Here is a 25,366-nt window from a genome sequence, read left to right as displayed (position 1 = left end):
GGACGCGTCAGGCGTTGATCGCGGCCGGGTCCATGTACATGACCTCCCAGTGGTGCCCGTCCGGGTCCAGGAAGGAGCGGCCGTACATGGGCCCCTGCTCCATCGTCTCCTGGGCGGGCGAGCCGCCGGAGGCGAGGGCGGTGTCGACGAGCCGGTCGACCTCCGCGCGGCTGTCCGCGCTCAGGCAGACGATGGACTCGACGGTCGTCGCGGTGTCGGCGATCTGCCGCTTGGTGAAGTTCTTGAAGAACGGCTCGGTGAGCAGCATGGCGTAGATCGTGTCGCTGATCACCAGACAGCCGGCGTTCTCGTCGGTGAACTGGGGGTTGAAGGAGTACCCCAGCTTGCCGAAGAAGTCCTTCGAGCGCTCCAGGTCCTTCACCGGCAGGTTGACGAAGATCATGGTGGCCATGTCGTGCTCCCTCGTACGTGGTGGCGTCGCTTACGAGGGGTAGACGGCGGCCCGCACGAAAACTCATCGTCGTGCCGCGTTTATTTTTTCGGCGCCGACAGGGTGCGGACCGGGGCGGCGGGCGGGCGAGCGGTCAGGCCGCGCCGCGCAGGGTCAGTGCCGCCAGGGGGATGAAGCCCGGGCCATCGCCCTGCGTGTCCGCGTCGCGGCCGTTCAGCCGGCGCAGCATCGCGAGCGCGATCCGCTCGCCCTGTGCCTTGGCGCGCTCGGCGTTGGGCCCCCGGTGGCGACCGTCCACGGTGGCGTGCCAGAGCTGCACCCACCGGCCAAAGTGCTCGGCCGTGAGAGGAGCGGCCAGGTGCAGCGCGGCATGCGGCGCGAACGCGTCGCGCCGGTAGTCGGCCGTACGGAACAGGGCGCGTTCCCAGAAGTCACCGATGCGGGGCAGGTGGACGTCGAGGTCCAGACCGTCGAAGTAGGGCCCGATGAGCGGGTCGAGGAAGGCGGCCGAGTAGAACCGCCGCAGCACGATGTCGAGGTCGTCCCGGCGGAAGATGTCACCCCGACCGGACGCCCCGCCCGCGCGGGGGAACTCGGCTCCACCGGGGAGGCCTGCTCCGCCTCGGGGATCGCCGCCACCGGGAGCGTCGGCCCGGCCGGGGAGATCGGCTCCGCCGGGGAGGCCTGCCCGGCCGAAGACGTCGCCCCGGCCGGACGCCCCGCCCGCGCCCGAGAGGTCGGCTCCGCCCCGAGTACCGGGTCGCCCGGAGGGATCGGCCCCGCCAGGCAAGTCGTAGGAGAGCCCAGCGCCGCCCAGGAGTTCGGCTCCGCCAGGCAAGTCACCGGAGTGACCAGCCCCGTCCGGGCGGTCGGCCGATGTCGTCGTGGCGTTCGGTCCGGGGGTGTCGGTCCGGCCGGGTATGCCCGGGCCGGGCTGTCCCTGGTTCCCGCCGGTCGTCTCGTCTCGCCTCATGCGTCCACGGTGCTCCCGCGACCGGCGTCCCTCCAGTGCCGAAGGTCCCGGCAGTGTCCCGGCTGGCCCGCCCGCACCCCGGCCTGCCCAAGGGCGCCTGCGCGCCTCCCCCGTCAAGAGGGCGTATGGATGCGGGCGCCCTCCGACAAGGGGGCGCCAAGGGTGCGCGGCGGGCCGGGGCGGCGGTCGCACGCTGGGCGCATGCTCACCACGTCGAAGGCCGCCGTCAGCGACGCGGCCCCCGAAGAACCCCCCGGAGCGGCCGACCGGCACCGGCTCACCGCCACCCAGGGTCTCGCCGCGCTCTCGCTCGACGCGATGGCCTCCGTGGCGTACGGCCCCGAGGCGATCGTCCTGGTGCTCGCCTCGGCCGGTGCGTACGGGCTCGGCTTCACGCTGCCCGTGACGCTGGCCATCGCCGGGCTGCTCGCGGTGCTCGTGGCCTCCTACCGGCAGGTCATCGCGGCCTTCCCCAACGGCGGCGGGTCCTACGCGGTGGCCCGCCGTCATCTGGGCCCCCGCACCGGCCTGGTCGCGGCCGCCTCGCTGATCCTCGACTACGTCCTGAACGTCGCCGTGTCCGTCACGGCGGGCGTGGCCGCGCTGACCTCGGCCTTCCCGGAGCTCTACGGCGACCGGCTGGTCATCTGCCTCGGCGTGCTCGTCCTGGTCACCGCCGTCAACCTGCGCGGCATCGTCGACTCGGCGAAGGCGTTCATCGTCCCGACCGCGGTCTTCATCGCCTCCATCCTCGCGATCGTCGTCGCCGGTCTCCTGCGCACCGCGCCCGCCTCCACGTACACCGCCGAGGGGCACGCCTCCGTCCTCGCGGGTAACGCCACGAGCGTGGGCGCGCTGCTGCTGCTCAAGGCCTTCGCGTCCGGCTGTTCCGCGCTGACCGGTGTCGAGGCCGTCGCCAACGCCGTGCCGTCCTTCCGCGCCCCGGCGGCCAAGCGCGCCCAGCGCACCGAGGTCGCGCTCGGCGCGCTGCTCGGCGTCATGCTGGTCGGCCTGTCGGTCCTCATCGGCCGCTTTCATCTCCAGCCGGTCGAGGGCGTGACCGTGCTCGCCCAGCTCGCGGACGCCTCCCTGGGCCACAACTGGGCCTTCTACGTCGTACAGTTCGCCACCGTCGTCCTGCTGGCCCTCGCCGCGAACACCTCCTTCGGAGGGCTGCCCGTCCTCATGTCGCTGCTCGCCCGCGACAACTACCTGCCGCACGTCTTCGGCCTCAAGGCCGACCGGCAGGTGCACCGGCACGGGGTGCTCGCGCTCGCCGCCGTCTCCGCGGCCCTGCTGGTCTTCTCCGGCGGCGACACCAACACCCTGGTCCCGCTCTTCGCGATCGGCGTCTTCGTCGGCTTCACCATCTGCCAGACCGGCATGGTGATCCACTGGCGCGGCGAGCGCTCCCCGGGCTGGCGGTGGAAGGCCCTCCTCAACGGTTTCGGCGCCCTGCTCACCGGAGTCTCGGCGGTCGTGGTGACCGCCACCAAGTTCGCCGAGGGCGCCTGGCTGATCGTCATCGCGCTGCCGCTGCTCGTGCTCGCCTTCGAGGCCGTGCACCGCGCCTACGGGCGGATCGCCGAGCGTCTCGGTCTCGGCCGGGTGCCCGAACCGCCGCGCCGCGACCGCTCGTTGGTGATCGTGCCGGTCTCCCACCTGTCCCGGCTGACCTGCGAGGCCCTCAACGCGGCCGTGTCCCTGGGCGACGAGGTGCGGGCCGTGACGGTCAGCCACCCCGACGAGGAGGACCGCCGCGAGACGGAGTCGCTGCGCCGCGACTGGGAACTGTGGAACCCCGGGATCGAACTGGTCGAGCTGTCCTCCCCGCACCGCAGCCTCGGCCGTCCCGTCGCGGGCTATGTGAGCCGCGTCCACGCCTACCACCCCCACACCCGGGTCACCGTCCTCATACCGGAGGTGGAGCCGGCGCACATCTGGCAGCGGGTGCTGCAGAACCAGCGGGGTGCCGTCCTCGCCCACGCCGTCCGCAAGGACACCGACGCGGTGATCTGCCGCCTGCGCTTCAGGCTCGGGCCGCCGGCCGCCCGCCTCGACGCCTGACGCCGGAGGGGAGGCCCGGCAGAGGGCACCCATCCCCGCGGACGCGTCCGGCCCGGCTGACACATCGCCGCAATAACGCTGTCGTAATCCCGCTGCATGGTTGATCGTTGAGCCGTACAGCGGGATGACGAACAGGGGGCGCACGCCATGACGATCAGCCGCCGGACACTTCTCGGCACCGGGGCCGCACTCGGCCTGCTCACCGCATGCGGCTCGAACACCGGCCGGGACAAGGGCAGTTCACCGGACGGGAGGACCACGCTCGGCCACTGGTACCACCAGTACGGAGAGGCCGGGACCGAGGCGGCCGTCCGCCGCTACGCCGCCGCGTACGACAAGGCGAAGGTGACCGTCCAGTGGCGGCCCGGCAACTACGACCAGCAGACCGCGGCCGCCCTGCTCACCGATTCCGGCCCGGACGTCTTCGAGGTCAACGGGCCGACCCTGGACCAGATCCAGGGCGGGCAGGTCGCCGACCTCACCGCCCTGCTCGACGGGGTGCAGGACGACTTCAACCCGGCCGTGCTCGCGCCCAAGACGTACGACGGGAAGATCTGGGGCATCCCGCAGGTCGTCGACACGCAGTTCCTCTACTACCGCAAGAGCCTCCTCAAGGACGCGGGCGTGCAACCGCCCGCCAGTCTCGACGAACTCGTGGACGCGGCGAAGGCGTTGACACGGAACAAGGTCAAGGGCCTCTTCCTCGGCAACGACGGCGGCGCGGGCGTCCTCGGCGGTACGCCGCTGTACGCGGCCGGGCTGAGCCTGGTCACCGCCGACGGCGGAGTGGGCTTCGACGACCCGGCCGCCGCCCGCGTCCTCGGCAAGCTCCACCAGCTGTACGCCGACAAGTCGCTGCTGCTCGGCGCGCCCAGCGACTGGTCGGACCCGTCCGCGTTCCTCCAGGGCCTCACCGCCATGCAGTGGTCGGGGCTGTGGGCGCTGCCCGCCGTGCAGAAGGCGCTCGGCGACGACTTCGGGGTGCTGCCCTTCCCCAAGGACGGCCCGAGCGGGAAGCCCTCGGTGCCGGTCGGCGCGTACGCCGCCGCCGTGTCCACCCGCTCCAGGCACCAGGCGGAGGCGAAGGCGTACGTGAAGTGGCTGTGGGTGGAACGCACCGACTTCCAGGAGGACTTCGCACTCTCCTACGGCTTCCACATCCCGGCCCGGCTCTCGCTCGCCAAGAAGGCGGCCAAGCTGCGCCAGGGCGCCGCGGCCGACGCGGTGGCGTACGCGACGCGGAACGGCTACGCGCAGCCGCTGCTGTGGACGCCGACACTCCAGAGCGCCTACCAGGACGCGCTGAACCGGATCATCAAGGACGGGGCCAGCCCTGACAGTGAGTTGAAATCTGTCATCCGAAAGACCAACGACGAACTTCAGCGGGTGAAGAAGCGCTGACACCCATGCGACGACGCATTTCGGACAACACCCTCTGGTTCTGGATCTTCGTCGGCCCCTTCGCGGCGGGGCTCGCCCTCTTCACCTACGTCCCCCTGCTGTGGAGCGTCTACCTGAGCTTCTTCGACGCCCACAACACGGTCTCCCCGACCGACTTCGTGGGCTTCGACAACTACACGGCGATGCTGCGGGACGACGCGTTCACCTCCAGCCTGGGCACGTTCGCGGTGTTCTCGCTGTTCATCGTGCCCGCGACGTACGCCCTCGCGCTCGTCCTCGCGCTGCTGGTGAACCGGACCCGCCGCTTCCAGGCCTTCTACCGCTCGGTGTTCTTCCTGCCCGCCGCCTGTTCGTACGTGGTCGCCGCGCTGATCTGGAAGATGTCGATCTTCAACGGGGTGCGGTTCGGGCTCGCCAACACCGTGCTCGGCTGGTTCGGCCTCGACCAGACCGCCTGGCTCTCGACGACGCATCCGCCCTGGTACTGGCTGGTCATCGGGACCGTACGGCTGTGGTTGCAGGCCGGGTTCTACATGATCCTCTTCCTGGCCGGGCTCCAGCGGATCAGCCCGCGCCTGTACGAGGCGGCCGCGGTCGACGGCGCCCGGCCCGGCTGGCAGGTGTTCCGCCACATCACCTTCCCCCAGCTGCGCACCACCTCGATCGCGGTGGTGCTGCTCCTGGTCATCAACGCCTTCCAGGCGTTCGACGAGTTCTACAACCTGCTCTCCGACGCCCGCGGCTATCCGCCCTACGCCCGCCCGCCGCTGGTCTACCTCTACTACACCGCCCTCGGCCAGGGGCAGAACCTCGGGATGGGCAGCGCGGGCGCGGTGATCCTCGCGCTGATCATCGCCGTGGTGACGGTGTTCCAGGCCCGCTGGTTCGGCCTGGGCCGAAAGGAGGCCGACTGATGACCGCGCCCCGCAGGACGGACACTCCCCGCAGGGCCGCCGCCCGCCGCACCGGGCCCGACGAGGCGCTCGTCCGGGCCGGGCGCGCCCTGCGCGCGGTGCTCCTGGCCGCGCTGGCCCTGCTGTTCCTGGTGCCCTTCTACCTTCTGGTCCGCAACGGGCTCGCCACCGAGCAGGAGATCACCTCGCCCGGGTGGACGTTCTTCCCGTCCACCCTGCACTGGTCGAACGTGCGCGAACTCTTCGCCGATCCGGCGGTCCCGATGGCCCGCTCGCTGCTCAACTCGGCGCTGATCGCCGTCGCCACGACGGTGGGCACCCTGCTGTTCGCCTCGCTCGCCGGGTACGGTCTCGCCCGCATCCCGTACCGCTTCGCCAACCAGGTCTTCTACGCGGTGATCGGCACCCTGATGGTTCCCGCGGCGGTCACGTTCGTACCAAGTTTCGTTCTCGTTTCCTCCCTCGGCTGGGTGTCGAGCTTGCGCGGCCTGATCGTCCCGACCCTGTTCTCCGGGTTCGCGTGCTTCGTCTTTCGCCAGTTCTTCACGGGATTTCCACGGGAGTTGGAGGACGCGGCCCGGGTCGACGGACTTGGATATTGGCGTACGTACTGGAGGATCGTCGTGCCCAATGCACGCCCGGTGTTCGCGGCCGTCGGCACCATTGTGTTCATCGGCGCCTGGAATTCCTTTCTGTGGCCGCTGGTCATCGGCCAGGACCGGGACGCCTGGACGGTCCAGGTGGCGCTCTCCACCTTCACCACGGCCCAGGTGGTCAACCTGCACGAGCTGTTCGTGGCGGCGGCCGTGTCGATCGTCCCGCTGGTCCTGGTCTTCCTGCTTCTCCAGCGCTACATCGTGGCCGGCGTGGAGCGCTCGGGGATCGACGACTGACGGGGCCGCGGCACGCGCGGGGTCCCGCCGCACAGCAGCGCGGAGCCGAGCGGCGTCAATGTATGCAGTACGGAGTTGCCGTGGCGCAGCGTGACCAGGAGGCCGGCGTCGCGCAGGACCCCGGCGTGCTGGCTGGCGGAGGCGAGCGACACGCCTGCCCTGCGGGCGAGTTCGCTGGTGGTGCAGCCGTTGCCGATGGACTGGAGCACGCTGGAGCGGGTGTGGCCGACGAGCCGGCCGAGCGAGGTGCCGCGGTCGGGGCCCGGCGGCGACTCGTACGGCGCCTGCGTGTGCGTCACCGGGTAGACGAGCACCGGCGGCAGCTGCGGGTTCTGCAGGGCGACCGGGGTGCGGCGGCAGAAGAACGAGGGCTGAAGGAGCAACCCCCGCCCGTCCAGATGGAGTTCGCGGTCCACCGGGTAGTCCGCCTCCAGGACGGGGTCGCGCCAGCGCAGCATCGGGGGCAGCGAGGCGAGGAGTTCGCCGGCGCCGCCGTCGAGCAGCGCCCGGCCGCGGGCCGCCCGGTCGGCGTCGACGCGCGTCTGTATGTGCGCCCAGTACGGGGAGACGGCGGCCCGGTGGTAGGCGGCCAACGCGTCGGCGAGGCGGCCGAGTTGGCCGGTGCAGCCGTCGGCGAGCGAGGCCGCCCAGCCGGTGGTCGGGCGGCCGCCGGGGAGCCGGGAGAGTTCGGCGTGCAGCCGCTGGGGCCCGGTCTCCCGAATGCGCTCCAAACCGGAATCGAGGGAATGCGGCCCCTGGTGCGGCGTGAGAAAGTCGGGGAAATATCCCCGACACGGAACGATCGCGGAGAGCAATCGCGTTTCTCCGCTCAAACGGCCACGAGTTTCCTGTCGCCATTCACCGAATACGGAGGCGCCCCGCCGGTCCCTTAAGCGGTGAAAGCTGAGAATCGTTTCCCACAGCGTGTCGGGACCCGGCGCCATACGGAGCCGAGCCAGATCCTCGCCGGTGAAATGAATGCGCAGCACCGAAACCCCACCTGTCCACTGTGTTGCAACCTGTTGCGTTGTGTTGCATCCGCAATTGATCCCCCGACCGACTCGACTGAGTATGCCTCCCGTCACTGCACGTGACCACGGGCCTTTCAGCCACAGTTGAAAGGCCTCGCGGAAGGGGCACCAGGGACGAAAAGCTGTACCTCGTCGGGCACGACACCGGGCCTACCGGAAAGATTCTGCGAAGACCGTGGGGGGCTTCACAGTGTCTGGCGGCGGTGGGCACAGGTGGCGGCTCCGTGCTCGGCGCGGTTGACAGAGTGCGGTTCACGGGTGGGGATCCGTGAACCGCACTCTGCATTTCCGGCCACCACGCGCTTAAATGTCCGCCATTCAACAGGAATTAAGCGCTCGCACACCTCGGTCCAGTACGGCGAACACCTCCGGCGAAGGCTTACCGGGGCGACGGGAAGAGGCAACGCAAAAGGGGCAGCCACCCCCGCACAGGGTTGCTGCCCCTTCTTGGTGGACCGGAGCCGCCGCCGGATCGGTGTTGAGGGTCGGGGACCCGGCGGCGGCTCCGGGGCTCTAGCGCGAGTCGCTGCCCTTGCCCCCCGCGGGGGACACAGCGGCCGCGCGGCCCGCTTCGAGGCGGGCGACGGGGATGCGGAACGGCGAGCAGGACACGTAGTCCAGGCCCACCTCGTGGAAGAAGTGCACCGACTCGGGGTCGCCGCCGTGCTCACCGCAGACGCCGAGCTTCAGGTCGGGGCGGGTGGCCCGGCCGGCCTCCACCGCCGAGCGCACGAGCGAGCCGACGCCGTCCTTGTCGATGGTCTCGAACGGCGAGACCCCGAAGATGCCCTTCTCCAGGTACGCGGTGAAGAAGCTGGCCTCGACGTCGTCGCGGGAGAAGCCCCAGACCGTCTGCGTGAGGTCGTTGGTGCCGAAGCTGAAGAACTGGGCGGCCTCGGCGATCTGACCCGCCGTCAGGGCGGCACGGGGCAGCTCGATCATCGTGCCGATGGTGAGCTTGAGCTCGGTGCCGGTGGCGGCCTCGACCTCGGCGATCACCGCGTCGGCCTCCTCGCGGACGATCTCCAGCTCCTGGACGGTGCCGACCAGCGGGATCATGATCTCGGCGCGGGGGTCGCCCTTGGCGTTCTTGCGCTCGGCGGCCGCCTCCGCGATCGCCCGGACCTGCATGGCGAACAGACCCGGGATGACCAGGCCGAGGCGCACGCCGCGCAGACCCAGCATCGGGTTCTGCTCGTGCAGCTTGTGCACGGCCTGGAGCAGGCGCAGGTCGTTCTCGTTCGCGTCCTTGCGGGACTCGGCGAGGGCGACACGGACCGACAACTCCGTGATGTCGGGCAGGAATTCGTGCAGCGGCGGGTCCAGCAGGCGCACGGTGACCGGGAGTCCGTCCATCGCCTCGAAGAGCTCGACGAAGTCCTTCTTCTGGAGCGGCAGCAGGGCACTGAGTGCCTCTTCGCGCTCGGCGTCCGCGTCGGCGAGGATCAGGCGCTCGACCATCTCGCGCCGCTCACCGAGGAACATGTGCTCGGTGCGGCACAGGCCGATGCCCTGGGCGCCGAAGCGGCGGGCCCGCGAGGCGTCCTCGGCGTTGTCGGCGTTGGCGCGTACCCGCAGCCGGCGTACCCGGTCGGCGTACGCCATGATCCGGTGCACGGCGGCGACCAGCTCGTCGGCGTCGTCGGCGCCGGCGTGCATGCGGCCCTCGAAGTACTCGACGACCGGCGACGGCACGACCGGGACCTCGCCGCGGTAGACCTTGCCGGTGGAGCCGTCGATGGAGACGAGGTCCCCCTCCTCGATGACGACGCCGCCGGGCGCGGTCATCCGGCGCCGCTTGGTGTCGACCTCCAGGTCCTCCGCGCCGCAGACACAGGTCTTGCCCATGCCGCGGGCGACGACGGCGGCGTGCGAGGTCTTGCCGCCGCGCGAGGTCAGGATGCCCTCGGCGGCGATCATGCCGTCGAGGTCGTCGGGGTTGGTCTCGCGGCGGATGAGGATGACCTTCTCGCCCGAGCGGGACCACTTGATCGCGGTGTAGGAGTCGAAGACGGCCTTGCCGACGGCCGCGCCCGGCGAGGCGGCGATGCCGCGCCCGAGCTGCTCGAACCCCTTCTCGCCGCCGGCCCGTCCGTCTTCGAAGCGCGGGAACATCAGCTGGGCGAGCTGGGCGCCGGTGACGCGCTGGAGCGCCTCGGCCTCGTCGATCAGACCCTGGTCCACGAGCTGCGTCGCGATCCGGAAGGCGGCACCGGCAGTGCGCTTGCCGACCCGGGTCTGGAGCATCCAGAGCTGGCCGCGCTCGATGGTGAACTCGATGTCGCAGAGATCCTTGTAGTGGGTCTCAAGGGTCTCCATGATCTGCATGAGCTGGTCGTACGACGCCTTGTCGATCGACTCGAGGTCGGCGAGCGGCACGGTGTTGCGGATGCCCGCGACGACGTCCTCGCCCTGCGCGTTCTGCAGGTAGTCGCCGTACACGCCCTGGTGACCGGAGGCCGGGTCGCGGGTGAAGGCGACACCGGTGCCCGAGTCGGGGCCGAGGTTGCCGAAGACCATGGAGCACACGTTGACCGCGGTGCCGAGGTCGCCCGGGATGCGCTCCTGGCGGCGGTACAGCTTGGCGCGGTCGCCGTTCCAGGATTCGAAGACCGCCTTGATGGCGAGGTCCATCTGCTCGCGCGGGTCCTGCGGGAAGTCGCGTCCGGCCTCGGACTTGACGATCTTCTTGAACTGCTTGACCAGCTTCTTCAGGTCGCCCGCGTCGAGGTCGGTGTCGACGGTGACCTTCTTGGCGGCCTTGGCGTCCTCGAGGGCCTCCTCGAAGAGCTCTCCGTCCACGCCGAGCACGGTCTTGCCGAACATCTGGATCAGGCGGCGGTAGGAGTCCCAGGCGAAGCGCTCGTCGCCCGCCTGGGCGGCGAGGCCGGCCACCGACTCGTCGGAGAGCCCGATGTTGAGGACGGTGTCCATCATGCCGGGCATCGAGAACTTGGCGCCCGAGCGGACGGAGACGAGCAGCGGGTCGTCGGCCTGGCCGAGCTTCTTGCCCATCGTCTTCTGGAGGGCGTCGAGGTGCGCGCTGACCTCGTCCCGCAGCTCGGCGGGCTCGTCACCGCTGTCGAGGTAGACCTTGCACGCCTCGGTGGTGATGGTGAACCCGGGAGGGACCGGGAGACCGAGGTTGGTCATCTCGGCGAGGTTCGCGCCCTTCCCGCCGAGAAGGTCCTTGAGGTCCCTGTTCCCCTCGGTGAAGTCGTAGACGAACTTCTGGGTGTGCTGGAGGTCTTTGTCTTCCGACACGGGTCTCGACTCCTCGAATCCGCGGTGGCTGCCCTGACGGCGAGGAACATACCCAGATCGAAGGTGTCTGGGTACGTCCACTTGCGCGTCACGGGGGCGTAACCACTCGTCCGCCACCAGATCGAAAGTGACTGGCGCGTAACGTTCCCCTCCGCCGTCCCTTCAATACTTGAACGGAATTGGTCAAGAAATGGTCTACATCCGCTCTTCTGAGCGGGCTCAACACCAAGTGAGTTCACTACTCGAACGCGAAAGGGGTGGCACTCAGTGCCACCCCTTTCAGAGATGCAGCCGTCCAGAATGCGCTCATCTGAGCGCAACCCCTATCAAGGGTGGCGAGAATCACGCGCTCGATCGAGCGGTAATCCACTGTGCGGACCACTCCGTGGACCCGTCCGGACCGCCCCGGATCAGCCTCCGGAGGTGTCCAGCTCGGCTTCCATGGTGATGCCGGAGCAGTCGTACGGGTCCTTCAGCCACCCGTCCGGCAGGACGACCCGGTTGTTTCCGGACGTTCTGCCCCGCGGGCCGTCGGCGCCGTCCGGCCACGGCTGGTCCAGGTCGAGCTCGCTCAACTGAGCGCCGAGCTCGTCCAGGGAGGAGGTGACGGCCAGGCGCTTGCGCATCTCCGAACCGACCGAGAACCCCTTCAGGTACCAGGCGACGTGCTTGCGGAAGTCGATCACTCCGCGCGTCTCGTCGCCGATCCACTCGCCGAGCAGCGTGGCGTGCCGCAGCATCACCTCGGAGACGGTGCGCAGGGTGGGCCGCGCGAAGGAGTCGGTCCCCTCGAACGCGGCCACCAGGTCACCGAAGAGCCAGGGCCGTCCCAGGCAGCCGCGGCCGACCACGACGCCGTCGCAGCCGGTCTCCTTGACCATGCGCAGGGCGTCCTCGGCCGACCAGATGTCGCCGTTGCCGAGCACCGGGATCTCCGGAACGTGCTCCTTGAGGCGGGCGATGGCGTCCCAGTCGGCGGTGCCGCCGTAGTGCTGGGCGGCGGTCCTGCCGTGCAGGGCGATCGCGGTGACGCCCTCCTCGACCGCGATGCGGCCCGCGTCCAGGAACGTGATGTGGTCGTCGTCGATGCCCTTGCGCATCTTCATGGTGACCGGCAGGTCACCGGCGTTGGAGACGGCCTCGTGCAGGATCGCGCGCAGCAGCGGCCGCTTGTAGGGCAGGGCCGAGCCGCCGCCCTTGCGCGTCACCTTGGGCACCGGGCAGCCGAAGTTGAGGTCGATGTGGTCGGCCAGGTCCTCGTCCACGATCATCCGGACGGCCTTGCCGACGGTGACCGGGTCCACTCCATACAGCTGGATCGAGCGCGGCGTCTCGGTCTCGTCGAAGTGGATGAGCTGCATGGTCTTCTCGTTGCGCTCGACCAGGGCCCGCGTCGTGATCATCTCGCTGACGAACAGGCCCTTGCCGCCGGAGAACTCGCGGCACAGGGTGCGGAACGGAGCGTTGGTGATGCCGGCCATGGGTGCGAGCACCACGGGCGGCTGCACCGTGTGCGGGCCGATGGAGAGCGTGGTCATCTGTTCATTGTCGCGCATGCCGGCGGTGCCCCTCCGGGGGCTGTGGACAACCCTGCCAGCGGCCGGTGGCGCGGGTACCGGGACCGCCGGTACCCGGGTCGCGTCCACCCGGAGTCATTAGTTAGGCGTACTATCGAAGCCATGCCCGAGCCGACTCACCGCCGACGGATGCTCATCCTGGCGATCTGCTGCATGAGCCTGCTGATCGTCAGCCTCGACAACACCGTCCTCAACGTCGCCCTGCCCTCCCTGCAGAAGGACTTCCACGCCGGTGTCTCCGGCCTGCAGTGGACCATCGACGCCTACACCCTCGTTCTCGCCTCGCTCCTGATGCTGTCGGGCTCGACCGCCGACCGCGTGGGCCGCCGCAAGGTCTTCAAGGTGGGCCTCGTCCTGTTCACCGTCGGCTCCGTGCTCTGCTCGCTCGCCCCCAACCTGGAATTGCTGGTGGCCTTCCGGATGGTGCAGGCGGTCGGCGGCTCGATGCTCAACCCCGTCGCGATGTCGATCATCACCAACACCTTCACGGACCCGCGCGAACGCGCCCGCGCCATCGGCGTCTGGGGTGGGGTCGTCGGCATCTCGATGGCGGCGGGCCCGATCATCGGCGGCGTCCTGGTGGAAACGGTCGGCTGGCGCTCGATCTTCTGGCTCAACCTGCCCGTCGGGCTGCTCGCCCTCTTCCTGACCTGGCGTTACGTCCCCGAGTCCCGCGCCCCCAAGCCCCGCCGACCCGACCCGGTCGGCCAGCTCCTGGTCATCGCGCTGCTCGGCTCCCTGACGTACGCGATCATCGAGGTGCCCAGCGCCGGATGGGACTCGCCGCAGATCCTGGTCTTCGTCGCGGTCGCCGTCGCCGCGCTCGCGGCCCTCCTGGTGTACGAACCCCGGCGCGCGGAGCCGCTCATCGACCTGCGCTTCTTCCGCAGCGCCCCGTTCAGCGGCGCCACCGTCATCGCGGTCTCGGCCTTCGCCGCTCTCAGCGGGTTCCTCTTCCTCAACACCCTGTTCCTGCAGAACGCCCGCGGTCTGAGCGCCTTGGACGCCGGGCTCCACATGCTGCCCATGGCCGCGCTCACCTTCGTCTGCGCCCCGCTGTCGGGACGCCTCGTCGGCAACCGGGGGCCGCGCCTGTCGCTGCTGATCGCCGGGGTCGCGATGGCCGCGAGCGGGCTGCTCTTCGCGGTCTTCGACGCCGAGCGGACCACGGCGCTGCTGTTCACCGGGTACGTCCTGTTCGGCCTCGGCTTCGGCATGGTGAACGCGCCCATCACCAACACCGCGGTCTCCGGGATGCCCCGCTCCCAGGCGGGCGTGGCCGCGGCTGTCGCCTCCACCAGCCGGCAGATCGGGCAGACCCTGGGCGTCGCCGTGATCGGCGCGGTCCTGGCGGGCGGCATGGCGGGGGTCGCGTCGGGCGCGTACGCCGACCACTTCCCCGGGGCCGCCCGGCCCGCCTGGTGGATCATCACGGGGTGCGGTCTGAGCGTGCTGTGCGTGGGGCTCGCCACCAGCGGGCGCTGGGCGCGCGAGTCGGCGCGGCGGACCGCGGAACGCCTTGAGGCGCCCGCCGTTCAGGCCCCGGCGGACGCCAACGCCTGATCGGCTTCGGCCAGCTCCTGGAGCCGTTCGAGGCGTCGGCGGGTCTCGTCGTCGGTCGGCACGTACATCACCACGCGGGGCCCCGCCGAGGGGCCGAGCCACAGATTGGTGTGCTCGACGGACAGCAGGCCCACATGGGCGTTGCGCAGGTGCTTCGTCTTTCCGCCCTGGTTGACCACCTCGTGCCGGGCCCACACCTCGCGGAACTCGGCCGACGCCCCGTCCAGCCGGGCGAGCAGCGCCTTCCAGGCCGGTTCGGCGAGGTGCTCGGCCATCGAGGCGCGGAACTTGGCGGCCATCACCCGGTTCATCTCCGCGACGTCCACCACGGAGGCCCGCCAGTCGGGGTTGGTGAAGGCCAGCCACAGGCAGTTGCGGTCCTCGGGCGGCAGCGCGTCGAGATCGCAGAGCAGCCGCCCGTAGGTGGTGTTGTACGCGAGGATGTCGTACCGGCTGTTCTGGATGCAGGCCGGGATCGGCCCCAGCTGGTCGAGCATCGCGCGCAGCGCCGGGGTCACGTTCGGGCACGCCGCGTTGGGCGCCGGGTCGAGGGCGCCGGCCAGCGAGAAGAGGTGGCTGCGCTCGCTGGCATCGAGCAGCAGCGCTCGCGCCAGCGCGTCCAGGACCTGCGGGGAGACCTGGATGTCGCGGGCCTGCTCCAGCCAGGTGTACCAGGTGACCCCGACGGCGGACAGCTGCGCGACCTCCTCGCGGCGCAGCCCCGGGGTACGACGGCGACGGCCCGGAGGCAGTCCCACCTGCTCGGGGGTGATGCGCTCGCGGCGGCTGCGCAGGAAATCGGCCAACTCGTGACGGCGGACGTCGCTCGCCGGGGCCACAGTGCTCATGGCTTCAGGGTGCCGCACCCGCGAGGCCTTGTCAGCCGGTTGCCAGGTAGTGCTTGTACCAGGATAAGGAGACTCTGGTACCAGGCTCAGGAGAGGAGGATCGTCTTCTCCGTGAGTGAAACAACGGTACGGACGACCTCCAACCCTTCCACCGACTCCCCCACCGTCCCGGTCACCCGGCACGGGGCGGTGATCGGGCCGCTCGGGCTGTTCACGGTACTGCTGGGCGCGGCCCTGCCGCTGATCGACTTCTTCATCGTCAATGTCGCCCTGCCGTCCATGGACAGCGACCTCGCCGCGGGCCCGGCCCTGCTGGAACTCGTGGTCGCCGGATACGGCGTCGCCTACGCCGTCCTGCTGGTGCTCGGCGGTCGCCTGGGTGACATGGCGGGCCGGCGCAGGCTCTTCCTGACCGGCATGGCGGCCTTCGGCCTCACCTCCCTCGCCTGCGGCCTCGCGCCCAGCGCGTGGACCCTGGTCGGCGCGCGGGTGGCACAGGGTGCCGCCGCCGCGCTGATGATGCCGCAGGTCCTGGCCACCATCCAGGCCACCACCCAGGGCCCGCGCCGCGCCAAGGCGATGAGCCTGTACGGAGCCACCGCGGGCCTGTCCATGGTGGCCGGCCAGATCCTCGGCGGCGTCCTGGTCGCGGCCGACATCGCCGGGACCGGCTGGCGCTCGGTGTTCCTGGTGAACGTGCCGGTCGCCGTCGTCGGCATCCTCCTGACCGCCCGCTCGGTGCCGGAGACCCGCTCGGACCGGCCGACCACGATCGACGTGGCGGGCACCCTGCTCCTGGCGCTCTCCCTGATCTCCCTGCTGCTGCCGCTGACCGAGGGGCGAGCGGCGGGCTGGCCGCTGTGGACCTGGCTCTCGCTCGGCGTCTTCCCGTTCGCGGCCACCGCGTTCTTCCTGGTGGAGCGGCGCGCGGACCGGCTCGGCCGGACCCCCCTCGTGCCGCCGAGCCTGCTGGAGATGGACTCGCTGCGGCGTGGTCTGGTGATGGTGGTGCCGTTCTCGATCGGCTTCAGCGGGTTCATGTTCGTGATCGCCGTGGTCCTCCAGCAGGGTCTGCGGATGGGCCCGGTCGCGGCCGGACTCGCCCTCGTCCCGATGGCGCTCGCCTTCTTCGCCGCCTCCCTCGCCGGTCCCCGGCTCATCGGCCGCTTCGGCACCCGCGTGGTCACCGCGGGCGGCGTGATCCAGACCGTGGGCATCGCCCTGGTCGTGCTGACCGTGTGGCGCGGCTGGTCGGGTCTCAGCGTCGCCGAACTCGCCCCGGGCGTCGCCGTCGCCGGACTCGGCCAGGGGCTCCAACTCCCGGTCCTCATCCGGCTGATGCTCTCCGACATACCGTCCGACCGGGCCGGTGTGGGCAGCGGCGTGGTGGTCACCACCCAGCAGTCCGCGCTCGCCCTGGGCGTCGCCACCCTGGGCAGCCTCTTCCTGGCGCTCGCCCCTTCGATGGGCATGCGCGACGCGCTCGTCGTCACCCTCCTCGCACAGCTCGGCCTGATCGTCCTGACGACCCTGCTGAGCCTGCGGCTGCCGCGCGTCATGCGGTGAGGCGGTGAGCCGCGGCGGCGAAGGGCGGGGGTGGAGAGTGACCTAGCGCATGACAGATGACAGATATTGAAATCTGTCACCTGTCATGCCATGGTGGAACCACACCCCACCACCAAGGAGCCCCCTCATGCGAACCCGCACCCTCGGCACCACCGGCCCCCGGACCTCCGCGCTCGGCCTCGGCTGCATGGGCATGTCCGCGCTGTACGGAGAGGCCGATCGCGACGAGTCCATCGCCACCATCCATGCCGCGCTCGACGCCGGCGTCACCCTGCTGGACACCGGCGACTTCTACGCCATGGGCCACAACGAGATGCTGATCGGCGAGGCGCTGCGTTCCGCCCCCGCCGCGGCCCGCGAACAGGCGCTGACCAGCGTGAAGTTCGGCGCGCTGCGCGACCCGGACGGCGGCTGGTCCGGGTACGACGGACGGCCCGCCGCGGTCCGGAACTTCGCCGCCTACTCGCTGCAGCGCCTGGGCGTCGACCACATCGACATCTACCGGATCGCCCGGGTCGACCCGGACGTACCGATCGAGGAGACGGTCGGCGCCATCGCCGAGCTGGTCGAGGCCGGGCACGTACGGCACATCGGCCTGTCCGAGGTCGGCGCGGCCACCCTGCGCCGGGCCGCCGCCGTCGCCCCCATCTCGGACCTCCAGATCGAGTACTCGCTGATCTCGCGCGGCATCGAGGCCGAGATCCTGCCGACGGCGAGCGAGCTGGGCATCGGCATCACCGCGTACGGGGTGCTCTCGCGCGGCCTGATCAGCGGGCACTTCTCGCGTGACCGGCAGCTGGCCGCGGGCGACTTCCGCGGCATGAGCCCGCGCTTCCAGGGCGCGAACCTCCAGCACAACCTCGACCTCGTCGAGGCGTTGCGCAAGATCGCCGAGCAGAAGGGCGTCTCGGTCGCGCAGACCGCCATCGCCTGGGTGCTCGCGCAGGGGCCCCGGCACGGCGCGGACATCGTGCCGCTGGTCGGCGCGCGCCGCCGGGACCGGCTGACCGAGGCGCTCGGCGCCCTGGACGTGGAGCTCACCGCGGCCGACCTCGCCGCGATCGAGGCCGCCGTCCCCGCCGGCGCGGCGGCGGGCGACCGCTACCCGGAGGCCCAGATGGCCCACCTGGACAGTGAGCACTGAGCGCTCAGCGCCGGGTCCGCGGGCTCGGCCGCGCACCCGCCCCGGCCTGTGGACAACCCCGTGACCACGTTGTCCACAGGCCCGGCGGGCCCATTCGAGCGGCAGGTAACGTCATGGCCATGAGCACGGAACCACTGACCGCCGAGCGCATCCTCGTCGCGACCGAGGAGGTGCTGCGCCGCCACGGCCCGGCGAAGGCCACGGTCGTCGATGTCGCGCGCCAGCTCGGAGTGAGCCACGGCAGTGTCTACCGCCATTTCCGTACCAAGGCCGCGTTGCGGGAGGCGGTCACCGAGCGCTGGCTGAACCGCTCGACGGATCTGCTGCGGGGCATCGCGGCCCGCCAGGACCTGGAGTCGGGCGTCGTGCTGCGGCTCTGGCTGAGCGAGCTGTTCCAGGCGAAGCTGCACAAGGCGGGCGACGACCCGGAGCTGTTCCGGACGTACGAGGTGCTGCTCCGGGAGAACAGCAGGGTCGTGGAGGAGCACATAGCGGAGCTGGTCGGCCAGCTCACCGTGATCATCCGATTCGGCGTGGACCGGGGCGAGTTCACGATTCCGTACGAGTCACCGGCCGTCTCGGCGCGAGCCGTGTTCGACGCGACGGGCCGCTTCCACGATCCGGTGTACGCGGCGGAGTGGTCCCGCCCCTCCATCGGGGACGACTTCGGCGCGGTGGTCGACCTCATTCTCCAGGGGCTGAAGCGGTAGGGCGGCACGATGCCGCCGCCTCGGTCGGCTGGGTGGTCCGCGGCCGTCCCCCTGCTCCGGGACCGAGCGGCTCCGGGGCCGAGCCGTTCCAGGACTCGGGCGCTCCCGGGCTCAGCGGCTCCGGCCGCTCAGGTGGGACGGGGCCGAGGCTGCCCGACGCACGGTGTGAGGGGGCGGGGGCGCACGGATTCAGAACTGCGGATATCCGACGGTGACCGTGCCGGAGCCGGTGGAGGCGTCGATGACCCGGTCCGATCCCGAGTCGACCAGCTCCTGCTGGATGTTCCGGGCACCCGATCCCGACCCGCCCAGTACCTGGTAGCGGGTGCCGTTCGGCACGGTCACGGAGACGGTCCCCGATCCGGCCTTCGCCTTCACCTGCCGCGGCGCGGCGATGAACTCGGCGCTGACGGTTCCGGACCCTGCCTCCAAGTCGGCCTCGGAGCAGGCCAGTTGGTCCGCCATGAGCTCGCCGGAGCCCACCTTGGCCCGGACCGTGCCCTTGAGTCCGCGCAGCTTCACGCCGCCGGAGCCGCCGGAGAGGTCGACCGGGCCCGCCACATCGCGGACCTTGACCTCGCCGGAGCCGCTCTTCACCTTCAGACGGACGTCGGCGGGGATGGCCAGGTTGAGGTCGATCTGGCAGTTCTGGACGTACTCGTCGACGAATCCGTTGCAGCTGGTGCGCACCTTGAGGGTGTCGCCGTCCCAGCTCTCCTTGATCTTGGGCCGCTTCACCGACCAGGTGAGCCTGCCGTTGATCGTGACCTTCCCGGCGGGCCCGGTCCCGACGGTGAGCCGCGCGGCTCCGGAGTCCACCTCGACGGCCGCGACCGCGTGGGGGCGGCCGTTGAGGGGGCTCGCGTACGAGGCCGACTTGCTGAGGGAGTCGGCCACGAAGGAGAGGGAGAACGGGGCCACGACACCCAGGGCGCCGATGATCGCCACGATGATCCACGCGGTGCGGTGGCGGGGGCGCCCCTCCGCCGCCCCGCTGGGGGGCGCCGCGCCCTTCGGTGCCTCGCGCTGCTCGGTGGCGGTCATGCCGGACCACCGTCCAGGAAGCGCAGGACCGCGAGGACCCGGCGGTGGTCGCCGTCGGCGACCGGCAGGTCGAGCTTGGCGAAGATGTTGTTGATGTGCTTGGCCACCGCGCTCTCACTCACGACGAGTTCAGCGGCGATGCCCGCGTTGGAGCGGCCCTCCGCCATGAGCTTGAGGACGTCGCGTTCACGCGGGGTCAGCCGCTCCAGCGGGTCGGGCCCGCCGCCGCGACGCAGGAGGAGCTGGGCGACGACCTGCGGGTCGAGCGCGGTGCCGCCCGCGGCGACCCGCTTGAGGGCGTCCACGAACTCCTCGACGTCGGCGACCCGCTGCTTGAGCAGATAGCCGATGCCGCCGGTCTGGGTGGCCAGCAGGTCGGCGGCGTACCGCTCCTCGACGTACTGCGACAGCAGCAACACGGACGTGTCCGGCCATTGTTGACGGATCATCAGGGCCGCGCGCACCCCCTCGTCGGTGAAGCCGGGCGGCATCCGGACGTCGACGAGCGCCAGCTTCGGCTGGTGTTCCTCGACGGCCTGGAGCAGGCCCTCGGCGTCTCCGGCCTCGGCGGCGACCTCGAATCCGGCCATTTCCAGGACCTTGACGAGACCTATCCGCAGCAGCACCGAATCCTCGGCGATCACAGCCCGCACGGCAACTCCACAGTGATGACGGTCGGGCCCCCGTGGGGGCTGTTGATCCTGATGCTTCCGTCGACCGACCCTACGCGCTTGCGCAGGCCGAGCAGTCCGGTGCCGCGTGCCGGGTCGGCGCCGCCCATGCCGTCGTCGACGACGGTGAGCGTCAGGAGCCGGGCGCGGCGGCGGACCTCGACGGAACAGCGCGTCGCACGGGCGTGCTTGGCGACATTGGCCAGGGTTTCGGAGACGACGAAGTAGGCGACGGCCTCGACCGTGGGCGAGGGGCGTTCGGGCAGGTCCACGGTGAGTTCGACAGGGAAGGGGGCGCGGGCCGCGATGCCGGATATCGCGGCGTCGAGGCCGCGGTCCTCCAGGACGGCCGGGTGCAGGCCCCGTACGAGATTGCTGAGTTCCTCGATGGCTTCCTTGGCCTCGCGGTGCGCCTCGTCGATGACGGCCCGGGCTTCGGGCGGCAGGTCGGTGAGGGTGGCGCGGGCGATGCCGAGGTTCATGGCGAGCGAGACGAGGCGCTGCTGGGCGCCGTCGTGCAGGTCCCGCTCGATGCGGCGGCGCTCCAGGTCGGCGGCGTCGAGGATGCCGGCCCGGCTCTCGGCGAGGTCCTCGACGCGGCGTGCCAGTTCCTTGGCCCGGTTGGGGCCGAGCAGCACGGTGGCCGCGGCGCCGTCGAGCCGGGCGACGAGGGCCGCGAACCAGGGGGTGGCGATGAGCAGCACGACGCCGAGGACGGTGAAGACGACGTAGTCCCCGGTCCAACCGGTGGGCCGGTCGTTGACGGGCAGCGCCCACACCCAGGAGAAGACGAGGGCGCACGCGACCCCCGTGGCCCAGCCCAGCACGACCAGGGCCCCGCCGACGGCGACGAGCGGGGAGACGAGCAGGTGGTAGCCGAACTGCCGCCAGGTCGATTCGGCGCCGAGACGCAGGGTGAGCCCGCGCGGCCGGTACCACGGCTGGGCCCAGTGGATCCGCGGGATGTCGAGCCCGGCCAGCGACCAGAAGCGGCTGCGCTGGAGCAGGGTGAGCAGCGGGCCCAGCAGGAGCACGAACGCGAGGGTCTTGAAGAGGTGCCCGGGGTTGGAGAACGTGTACGCGAGGGCGAGTACCGCGGGTACCGCCACGGGTACGGCGGCCGTCACGAGGGCGGTGTTGCGCCAGGCCCACGCCGACCACGGTGCGTGCGCGGCGGTCCAGAGGTATGCGCGCCGCAGCGGGCCGGGAGTTGCCATGTGCACAGCGTAGTTGGGCTGGTCGGAGGGCTGCCATCACGCTGTTGCCCGGTCGGGGGTATAGCCAGCACCACCCCCGGTTCGGACAGCCGCGTTACTGACCGGAGCCGCTCGGAACGGGAGTCTTGTCACTGTGCTCGGGCGGAGGGACCGCCGGGCCGGAAGGAGCCCGCCGCCATGACTCTCGTCGCCCCGCAGATCCGTACGAGCCGCGCGTCCCGTACCGTCGTGGGCGCTTCGGACATGCTGCGCCGCCGGCCGCGGCTCGCGACGGTCCTCACCGGGGCCGGGATGGCGCTGGTGCCGTGGATGGTGGTGCTCGCCAGGACCCTGCCGCAGACCACGGAGGTCTCCAACTGGTCGACGGCGTGGATCGGTCTGGACGCGCTGCTCGCGGCGGGCCTGACCGGCACGGGCGTCCTGCTGAAGAGGAAGGACCCGCGCGCCTCGCAGATCGCCGCGGCGACGGCGGCGCTCCTGGTGATGGACGCCTGGTTCGACGTGACGACGGCCGGCACCGGCGACCTCCCCACCGCCCTGACCCTGGCCCTGGCGGCGGAACTCCCGCTGGCGGTGGCCTGCGCGGTGGTCGCCCTGCGCAAGCCGTGACTCCCGTGCCGCCTAGGGGCGCGGGGCCGTGTCTGCGCCGCGTGGGCGGGCCCGGCCACGCACGGTCCTCAGACGCGTGCGGGGGTCAGGGGTTCAAGCGCCCCCAGAGGTGATCCCCGTTCAGCAGCCCAGCAGCCGGCTGCCGAGGTACTGCTGGATCTGGTCCAGGGACACCCGCTCCTGGGCCATCGTGTCGCGCTCGCGCACGGTCACCGCGTTGTCGTCGAGGGTGTCGAAGTCGACGGTCACACAGAACGGCGTGCCGATCTCGTCCTGGCGGCGGTAGCGGCGGCCGATCGCGCCCGCGTCGTCGAACTCGATGTTCCAGTTCTGCCGCAGGTCGGCCGCCAGGCCCTTGGCCTTCGGCGAGAGCTGGGCGTTGCGGGAGAGCGGGAGGACCGCGACCTTGACCGGCGCGAGGCGCGGGTCGAGGCGCATCACGGCGCGCTTCTCCATGACGCCCTTGGCGTTGGGCGCCTCGTCCTCGCTGTACGCGTCGAGCAGGAACGCCAGCATGGCCCGGCCGACACCGGCCGCGGGCTCGATGACGTACGGCGTCCAGCGCTCGCCGGCCTCCTGGTCGAAGTAGACCAGGTCGTGGCCGGAGGCCTTGGAGTGCGCGGTGAGGTCGTAGTCGGTGCGGTTGGCCACACCTTCCAGCTCGCCCCACTCGCTGCCGCCGAAGCTGAAGCGGTACTCGATGTCCGCGGTGCGCTTGGAGTAGTGCGAGAGCTTCTCGGCGGGGTGCTCGTACCAGCGCATGTTCTCTTCACGCAGGCCAAGGCCCGTGTACCAGTTCCAGCGCTGCTCCATCCAGTATTCCTGCCACTGCTCGTCCTCGCCGGGCTTGACGAAGAACTCCATCTCCATCTGCTCGAACTCGCGGGTGCGGAAGATGAAGTTGCCCGGCGTGATCTCGTTGCGGAAGGACTTGCCCATCTGCGCGATGCCGAACGGCGGCTTCTTGCGGGAAGTCTGCTGGACCTGGCCGAAGTTGGTGAAGATGCCCTGCGCGGTCTCGGGGCGCAGGTAGGCGACCGAGCCGGAGTCCTGGGTCGGGCCGAGGTGGGTGGAGAGCAGGCCCGAGAAGTTCTTGGGCTCGGTGAAGGTGCCCTTGTTGCCGCAGTTGGGGCAGTTGAGGTCGGCGAGGCCGTTTTCAGGAGCCTTGCCGTGCTTCTCCTCGTACGCCTCTTCGAGGTGGTCCGCGCGGAAGCGCTTGTGGCAGGAGGTGCACTCGGTGAGCGGGTCGGTGAAGGTCGCGACGTGACCGGAGGCCTCCCAGACCTCGGAGGCCAGGATCACCGACGAGTCGATGCCGACGACGTCCTCGCGCGAGGTGACCATGTAGCGCCACCACTGGCGCTTCAGGTTCTCCTTCAGCTCGACACCCAGCGGCCCGTAGTCCCAGGCGGCCTTCTGGCCTCCGTAGATCTCGCTGCACGGGTAGACGAAGCCACGGCGCTTGCTCAGGTTGACGATGGTGTCGATCTTGTCGGCGGCCACGGTGCTCTCTTCATTAACGACGACGACGAACGGGGGAACGGCGAATGCCTCAGATTAGCGGCGGCCGCACCCCCTGTATCAAATCGGTTCTCGTCCTCGCCCCCTCACACGGGGCGGTCCGTCCAGATTATTGACAACCGTTTCCATCTTTGTTGAAAATGGATGTCATGAACGTACGATGCCTCATACCCCCGGCCGCCCTCTCCTGCGCCGCCCTCCTCGGTCTCACGGCCCTCACCGCCTGTGGATCGGGCGCGGCGGCCGACGGGAAGAAGGACGGCAAGCTGGAGGTGGTGGCGTCGTTCTACCCCTTGCAGTTCCTCACCGAGCAGATAGGCGGGGACCACGTATCGGTCTCCAACCTGACCAAGCCGGGCGTGGAGCCGCACGACCTGGAGATCAGCGCGAAGCAGACCGCGAAGCTCAACGACGCCGGAGCGGTCGTCTACCTCAAGGGCCTGCAGCCCGCCGTCGACGCGGCCGTCAAGCAGGCCGACGTCAAGACCAAGGTCGACGCCTCGACGCTCACCACGATGGAGAAGCACGGAAACGAGGTGGGCGGCCACGCCGCCGAGCACGACCACACCGCGGGCGAGGAGGACCACGCCGACCACGGCCACAGCCACGCGGAGACCGGCGACGACCCGCACATCTGGCTGGACCCGGTGAAGTACGCCGAGGTCGCCAAGGGCGTCGGCGCCGCCCTTCAGAAGGCCGACCCGGCCCACGCGGCGGACTACCGGAAGAACACCGACGCCCTGGTCAAGAAGCTCGGCGACCTCGACCAGGAGTACGCGGCCGCCCTGAAGAACAACAAGGCCCTCACGTCGAAGGTCTTCATCACCACCCACGCGGCCTTCGGCTACCTCGCCGAGCGCTACGGGCTGACCGAGGAGGCCATCAACGGCCTCGACCCCGACTCCGAGCCGAGCCCGGCCCGGATCAAGGACCTCCAGAAGATGGCGAAGGCCGACGGCGTCACGACCGTCTTCTACGAGACGCTGGTCAGCGACAAGACCGCCAAGACCCTGGCGTCGGACGCCTCGCTCAAGACTGATGTACTCGACCCGCTCGAGGGCATCACCGACAAGTCCAAGGGAACCGACTACTTCTCGGTGATGCGGTCCAACCTCACCGCCCTCACGACGGCGCTCGGCGCCAAGTGACCATCCGTCCACCCGCTGGGGAGGCACCTGCCATGGAGCCCGTCATATCGCTCACCAAGGTGACGGCCGAGCTCGGCTCGCGCCCCGTGCTGCGCGGCATCGATCTGACCGTGCACCGCGGCGAGGTCGTCGCGCTGCTCGGCGCGAACGGTTCGGGCAAGTCCACCGCGATCCGGACGATCATCGGGCAGGTGCCGCTCAGCGGCGGCTCGGTGGAGATCTTCGGAACGCCCCGGCGCCGCTTCCGCGCATGGGGCCGCGTCGGCTACGTACCGCAGCGCACGACCGCCGCGGGCGGGGTGCCCGCGACGATCCGCGAGGTCGTCTCCTCGGGGCGGCTCTCGCGGACCCGCTTCGGGATCCTGCGCAAGGCCGACCGCGAGGCCGTCGACCGGGCGATCGCGGCGGTCGGCCTCGCCGACCGGGCCAAGGACTCCGTGGACGCCCTCTCCGGCGGCCAGCACCAGCGCGTGCTGATCGCGCGGGCCCTGGCGGCCGACCCGGAACTCCTGATCATGGACGAGCCCATGGCGGGCGTCGACATCGAGAGCCAGGAGATCCTCGCCGCGACCCTGCGCGAGCAGGTGGCCTCGGGCGCCTCCGTGCTGCTCGTACTGCACGAACTGGGCCCCCTGGAGCCGCTGATCGACCGGGCGGTGGTGCTGCGCGACGGCTGCGTCGTGCACGACGGGCCGCCGCCGCGGGCCGTCGGACAGCACGCCCTGCCCGGCCACGACCACGTACATCCGCACACGGCCATCGAGCCGGTACGCACGGGACTGCTGAGCTGACC

General features: G+C 70.6%; 21 protein-coding genes. 11 read left to right on the top strand and 10 right to left on the bottom strand.

What is annotated here, in order from left to right; genetic code table 11:
* Positions 1 to 7: 7 nt before the first annotated feature.
* Both DT019_RS05005 and DT019_RS40125 read right to left on the bottom strand, forming a co-directional pair.
* Entirely contained in the window at positions 8 to 412 is a 405-nt protein-coding gene (locus DT019_RS05005; protein ID WP_114035414.1) for a VOC family protein, read from the bottom strand.
* Positions 413 to 545: 133 nt separating this feature from the next.
* Complete coding sequence (locus tag DT019_RS40125; RefSeq protein WP_223279307.1) at positions 546 to 1,385, bottom strand: group III truncated hemoglobin; 840 nt, start codon at positions 1,383 to 1,385, stop codon at positions 546 to 548.
* A gap of 201 nt (positions 1,386 to 1,586) precedes the next feature.
* Here DT019_RS40125 and DT019_RS04995 point away from each other — a divergent pair, with 201 nt between their 5' ends.
* The 4 genes from DT019_RS04995 to DT019_RS04980 all read left to right on the top strand — a co-directional run bounded on the left by DT019_RS04995 (position 1,587) and on the right by DT019_RS04980 (position 6,660).
* Positions 1,587 to 3,452: an APC family permease gene (locus tag DT019_RS04995; RefSeq protein ID WP_189389186.1), complete on the top strand. Its 1,866-nt coding sequence runs from the start codon at positions 1,587 to 1,589 to the stop codon at positions 3,450 to 3,452.
* Between the two features lie 147 nt (positions 3,453 to 3,599).
* A complete protein-coding gene (locus tag DT019_RS04990; RefSeq protein WP_189389183.1) occupies positions 3,600 to 4,853 on the top strand; it encodes an ABC transporter substrate-binding protein in 1,254 nt (417 codons plus the stop codon).
* A gap of 5 nt (positions 4,854 to 4,858) precedes the next feature.
* Entirely contained in the window at positions 4,859 to 5,767 is a 909-nt protein-coding gene (locus tag DT019_RS04985) for a carbohydrate ABC transporter permease (protein WP_114035412.1), read from the top strand.
* Positions 5,767 to 6,660, top strand: coding sequence for a carbohydrate ABC transporter permease (locus DT019_RS04980; protein WP_114035411.1), 894 nt, complete (start codon positions 5,767 to 5,769; stop codon positions 6,658 to 6,660). The genes DT019_RS04985 and DT019_RS04980 overlap by 1 nt, the downstream gene beginning before the upstream one ends.
* Here the strand turns inward: DT019_RS04980 and DT019_RS04975 are convergent.
* The 3 genes from DT019_RS04975 to dusB all read right to left on the bottom strand — a co-directional run bounded on the left by DT019_RS04975 (position 6,618) and on the right by dusB (position 12,511).
* Positions 6,618 to 7,649, bottom strand: a complete 1,032-nt coding sequence (locus DT019_RS04975) for an ArsR/SmtB family transcription factor (RefSeq protein ID WP_114035410.1) — start codon at positions 7,647 to 7,649, stop codon at positions 6,618 to 6,620. The two genes, DT019_RS04980 and DT019_RS04975, sit on opposite strands and share 43 nt — an antisense overlap.
* 555 nt (positions 7,650 to 8,204) lie before the next feature.
* Positions 8,205 to 10,955: a pyruvate, phosphate dikinase gene (gene ppdK, locus DT019_RS04970; RefSeq protein WP_114036003.1), complete on the bottom strand. Its 2,751-nt coding sequence runs from the start codon at positions 10,953 to 10,955 to the stop codon at positions 8,205 to 8,207.
* 410 nt (positions 10,956 to 11,365) lie between these two features.
* Complete coding sequence (dusB, locus tag DT019_RS04965; RefSeq protein WP_114035409.1) at positions 11,366 to 12,511, bottom strand: tRNA dihydrouridine synthase DusB; 1,146 nt, start codon at positions 12,509 to 12,511, stop codon at positions 11,366 to 11,368.
* 123 nt (positions 12,512 to 12,634) lie between these two features.
* Here dusB and DT019_RS04960 point away from each other — a divergent pair, with 123 nt between their 5' ends.
* Positions 12,635 to 14,095 carry an MFS transporter gene (locus DT019_RS04960; protein WP_114035408.1) on the top strand — a complete coding sequence of 487 codons (1,461 nt, stop codon included), beginning with the start codon at positions 12,635 to 12,637 and terminating at the stop codon, positions 14,093 to 14,095.
* On the opposite strand, the gene DT019_RS04955 is transcribed toward DT019_RS04960, so the two are convergent.
* The gene (locus DT019_RS04955; RefSeq protein WP_114035407.1) at positions 14,068 to 14,943 is read right to left on the bottom strand and encodes a helix-turn-helix domain-containing protein; all 876 of its coding nucleotides are present in this window, start codon (positions 14,941 to 14,943) and stop codon (positions 14,068 to 14,070) included. The genes DT019_RS04960 and DT019_RS04955 overlap by 28 nt on opposite strands.
* A gap of 111 nt (positions 14,944 to 15,054) precedes the next feature.
* Here DT019_RS04955 and DT019_RS04950 point away from each other — a divergent pair, with 111 nt between their 5' ends.
* From DT019_RS04950 to DT019_RS04940, 3 genes are all read left to right on the top strand, one after another.
* Positions 15,055 to 16,509 (top strand): MFS transporter, encoded by a 1,455-nt coding sequence (locus DT019_RS04950; RefSeq protein ID WP_189389179.1) that lies wholly within the window; start codon positions 15,055 to 15,057, stop codon positions 16,507 to 16,509.
* 127 nt (positions 16,510 to 16,636) lie between these two features.
* A complete protein-coding gene (locus tag DT019_RS04945) occupies positions 16,637 to 17,653 on the top strand; it encodes an aldo/keto reductase (protein ID WP_114035406.1) in 1,017 nt (338 codons plus the stop codon).
* Positions 17,654 to 17,766: 113 nt separating this feature from the next.
* Positions 17,767 to 18,363, top strand: a complete 597-nt coding sequence (locus DT019_RS04940) for a TetR/AcrR family transcriptional regulator (RefSeq protein ID WP_114035405.1) — start codon at positions 17,767 to 17,769, stop codon at positions 18,361 to 18,363.
* Between the two features lie 189 nt (positions 18,364 to 18,552).
* Here the strand turns inward: DT019_RS04940 and DT019_RS04935 are convergent, their stop codons facing one another.
* From DT019_RS04935 to DT019_RS04925, 3 genes are read right to left on the bottom strand one after another with little or no spacing between them, the layout of a single operon-like run.
* Positions 18,553 to 19,407 carry a DUF4097 family beta strand repeat-containing protein gene (locus DT019_RS04935; protein WP_114035404.1) on the bottom strand — a complete coding sequence of 285 codons (855 nt, stop codon included), beginning with the start codon at positions 19,405 to 19,407 and terminating at the stop codon, positions 18,553 to 18,555.
* Positions 19,404 to 20,060 (bottom strand): response regulator, encoded by a 657-nt coding sequence (locus tag DT019_RS04930; protein ID WP_114035403.1) that lies wholly within the window; start codon positions 20,058 to 20,060, stop codon positions 19,404 to 19,406. Before DT019_RS04930 ends, DT019_RS04935 begins: the two co-directional genes overlap by 4 nt.
* Positions 20,048 to 21,295, bottom strand: a complete 1,248-nt coding sequence (locus tag DT019_RS04925) for a sensor histidine kinase (protein WP_114036001.1) — start codon at positions 21,293 to 21,295, stop codon at positions 20,048 to 20,050. The genes DT019_RS04930 and DT019_RS04925 overlap by 13 nt, the downstream gene beginning before the upstream one ends.
* 177 nt (positions 21,296 to 21,472) lie before the next feature.
* Between DT019_RS04925 and DT019_RS04920 the strand changes: the two genes are divergently transcribed.
* Positions 21,473 to 21,904 (top strand): hypothetical protein, encoded by a 432-nt coding sequence (locus DT019_RS04920; protein ID WP_223279306.1) that lies wholly within the window; start codon positions 21,473 to 21,475, stop codon positions 21,902 to 21,904.
* A gap of 120 nt (positions 21,905 to 22,024) precedes the next feature.
* Here the strand turns inward: DT019_RS04920 and DT019_RS04915 are convergent, their stop codons facing one another.
* Positions 22,025 to 23,407: a glycine--tRNA ligase gene (locus tag DT019_RS04915; RefSeq protein ID WP_114035402.1), complete on the bottom strand. Its 1,383-nt coding sequence runs from the start codon at positions 23,405 to 23,407 to the stop codon at positions 22,025 to 22,027.
* A gap of 167 nt (positions 23,408 to 23,574) precedes the next feature.
* On the opposite strand from DT019_RS04915, the gene DT019_RS04910 reads away from it, so the two are divergent.
* Both DT019_RS04910 and DT019_RS04905 read left to right on the top strand, forming a co-directional pair.
* Positions 23,575 to 24,573, top strand: coding sequence for a metal ABC transporter substrate-binding protein (locus DT019_RS04910; protein WP_114035401.1), 999 nt, complete (start codon positions 23,575 to 23,577; stop codon positions 24,571 to 24,573).
* A gap of 32 nt (positions 24,574 to 24,605) precedes the next feature.
* Positions 24,606 to 25,364, top strand: coding sequence for a metal ABC transporter ATP-binding protein (locus tag DT019_RS04905; RefSeq protein ID WP_114035400.1), 759 nt, complete (start codon positions 24,606 to 24,608; stop codon positions 25,362 to 25,364).
* The last annotated feature ends 2 nt before the right edge of the window (positions 25,365 to 25,366 follow it).

The organism is Streptomyces sp. SDr-06, from assembly GCF_003324565.1.
Taxonomy (GTDB): Bacteria; Actinomycetota; Actinomycetes; order Streptomycetales; family Streptomycetaceae; genus Streptomyces.
This window is presented reverse-complemented; position numbering and strand designations above follow the sequence as displayed.

Excerpts from the sequence above, each read along its gene's own strand:
- DT019_RS05005 (WP_114035414.1), bottom strand. The coding sequence starts at position 412 with ATGGCCACCATGATCTTCGTCAACCTGCCGGTGAAGGACCTGGAGCGC.
- DT019_RS04980 (WP_114035411.1), top strand. The coding sequence starts at position 5,767 with ATGACCGCGCCCCGCAGGACGGACACTCCCCGCAGGGCCGCCGCCCGC.
- DT019_RS04960 (WP_114035408.1), top strand. The coding sequence starts at position 12,635 with ATGCCCGAGCCGACTCACCGCCGACGGATGCTCATCCTGGCGATCTGC.
- DT019_RS04990 (WP_189389183.1), top strand. The coding sequence starts at position 3,600 with ATGACGATCAGCCGCCGGACACTTCTCGGCACCGGGGCCGCACTCGGC.
- dusB (WP_114035409.1), bottom strand. The coding sequence starts at position 12,511 with ATGCGCGACAATGAACAGATGACCACGCTCTCCATCGGCCCGCACACG.
- DT019_RS04935 (WP_114035404.1), bottom strand. The coding sequence starts at position 19,407 with ATGACCGCCACCGAGCAGCGCGAGGCACCGAAGGGCGCGGCGCCCCCC.
- DT019_RS04945 (WP_114035406.1), top strand. The coding sequence starts at position 16,637 with ATGCGAACCCGCACCCTCGGCACCACCGGCCCCCGGACCTCCGCGCTC.
- DT019_RS40125 (WP_223279307.1), bottom strand. The coding sequence starts at position 1,385 with ATGAGGCGAGACGAGACGACCGGCGGGAACCAGGGACAGCCCGGCCCG.
- DT019_RS04995 (WP_189389186.1), top strand. The coding sequence starts at position 1,587 with ATGCTCACCACGTCGAAGGCCGCCGTCAGCGACGCGGCCCCCGAAGAA.
- DT019_RS04920 (WP_223279306.1), top strand. The coding sequence starts at position 21,473 with ATGACTCTCGTCGCCCCGCAGATCCGTACGAGCCGCGCGTCCCGTACC.
- DT019_RS04910 (WP_114035401.1), top strand. The coding sequence starts at position 23,575 with ATGAACGTACGATGCCTCATACCCCCGGCCGCCCTCTCCTGCGCCGCC.
- DT019_RS04985 (WP_114035412.1), top strand. The coding sequence starts at position 4,859 with ATGCGACGACGCATTTCGGACAACACCCTCTGGTTCTGGATCTTCGTC.
- DT019_RS04955 (WP_114035407.1), bottom strand. The coding sequence starts at position 14,943 with ATGAGCACTGTGGCCCCGGCGAGCGACGTCCGCCGTCACGAGTTGGCC.
- DT019_RS04905 (WP_114035400.1), top strand. The coding sequence starts at position 24,606 with ATGGAGCCCGTCATATCGCTCACCAAGGTGACGGCCGAGCTCGGCTCG.
- DT019_RS04940 (WP_114035405.1), top strand. The coding sequence starts at position 17,767 with ATGGCCATGAGCACGGAACCACTGACCGCCGAGCGCATCCTCGTCGCG.
- DT019_RS04925 (WP_114036001.1), bottom strand. The coding sequence starts at position 21,295 with ATGGCAACTCCCGGCCCGCTGCGGCGCGCATACCTCTGGACCGCCGCG.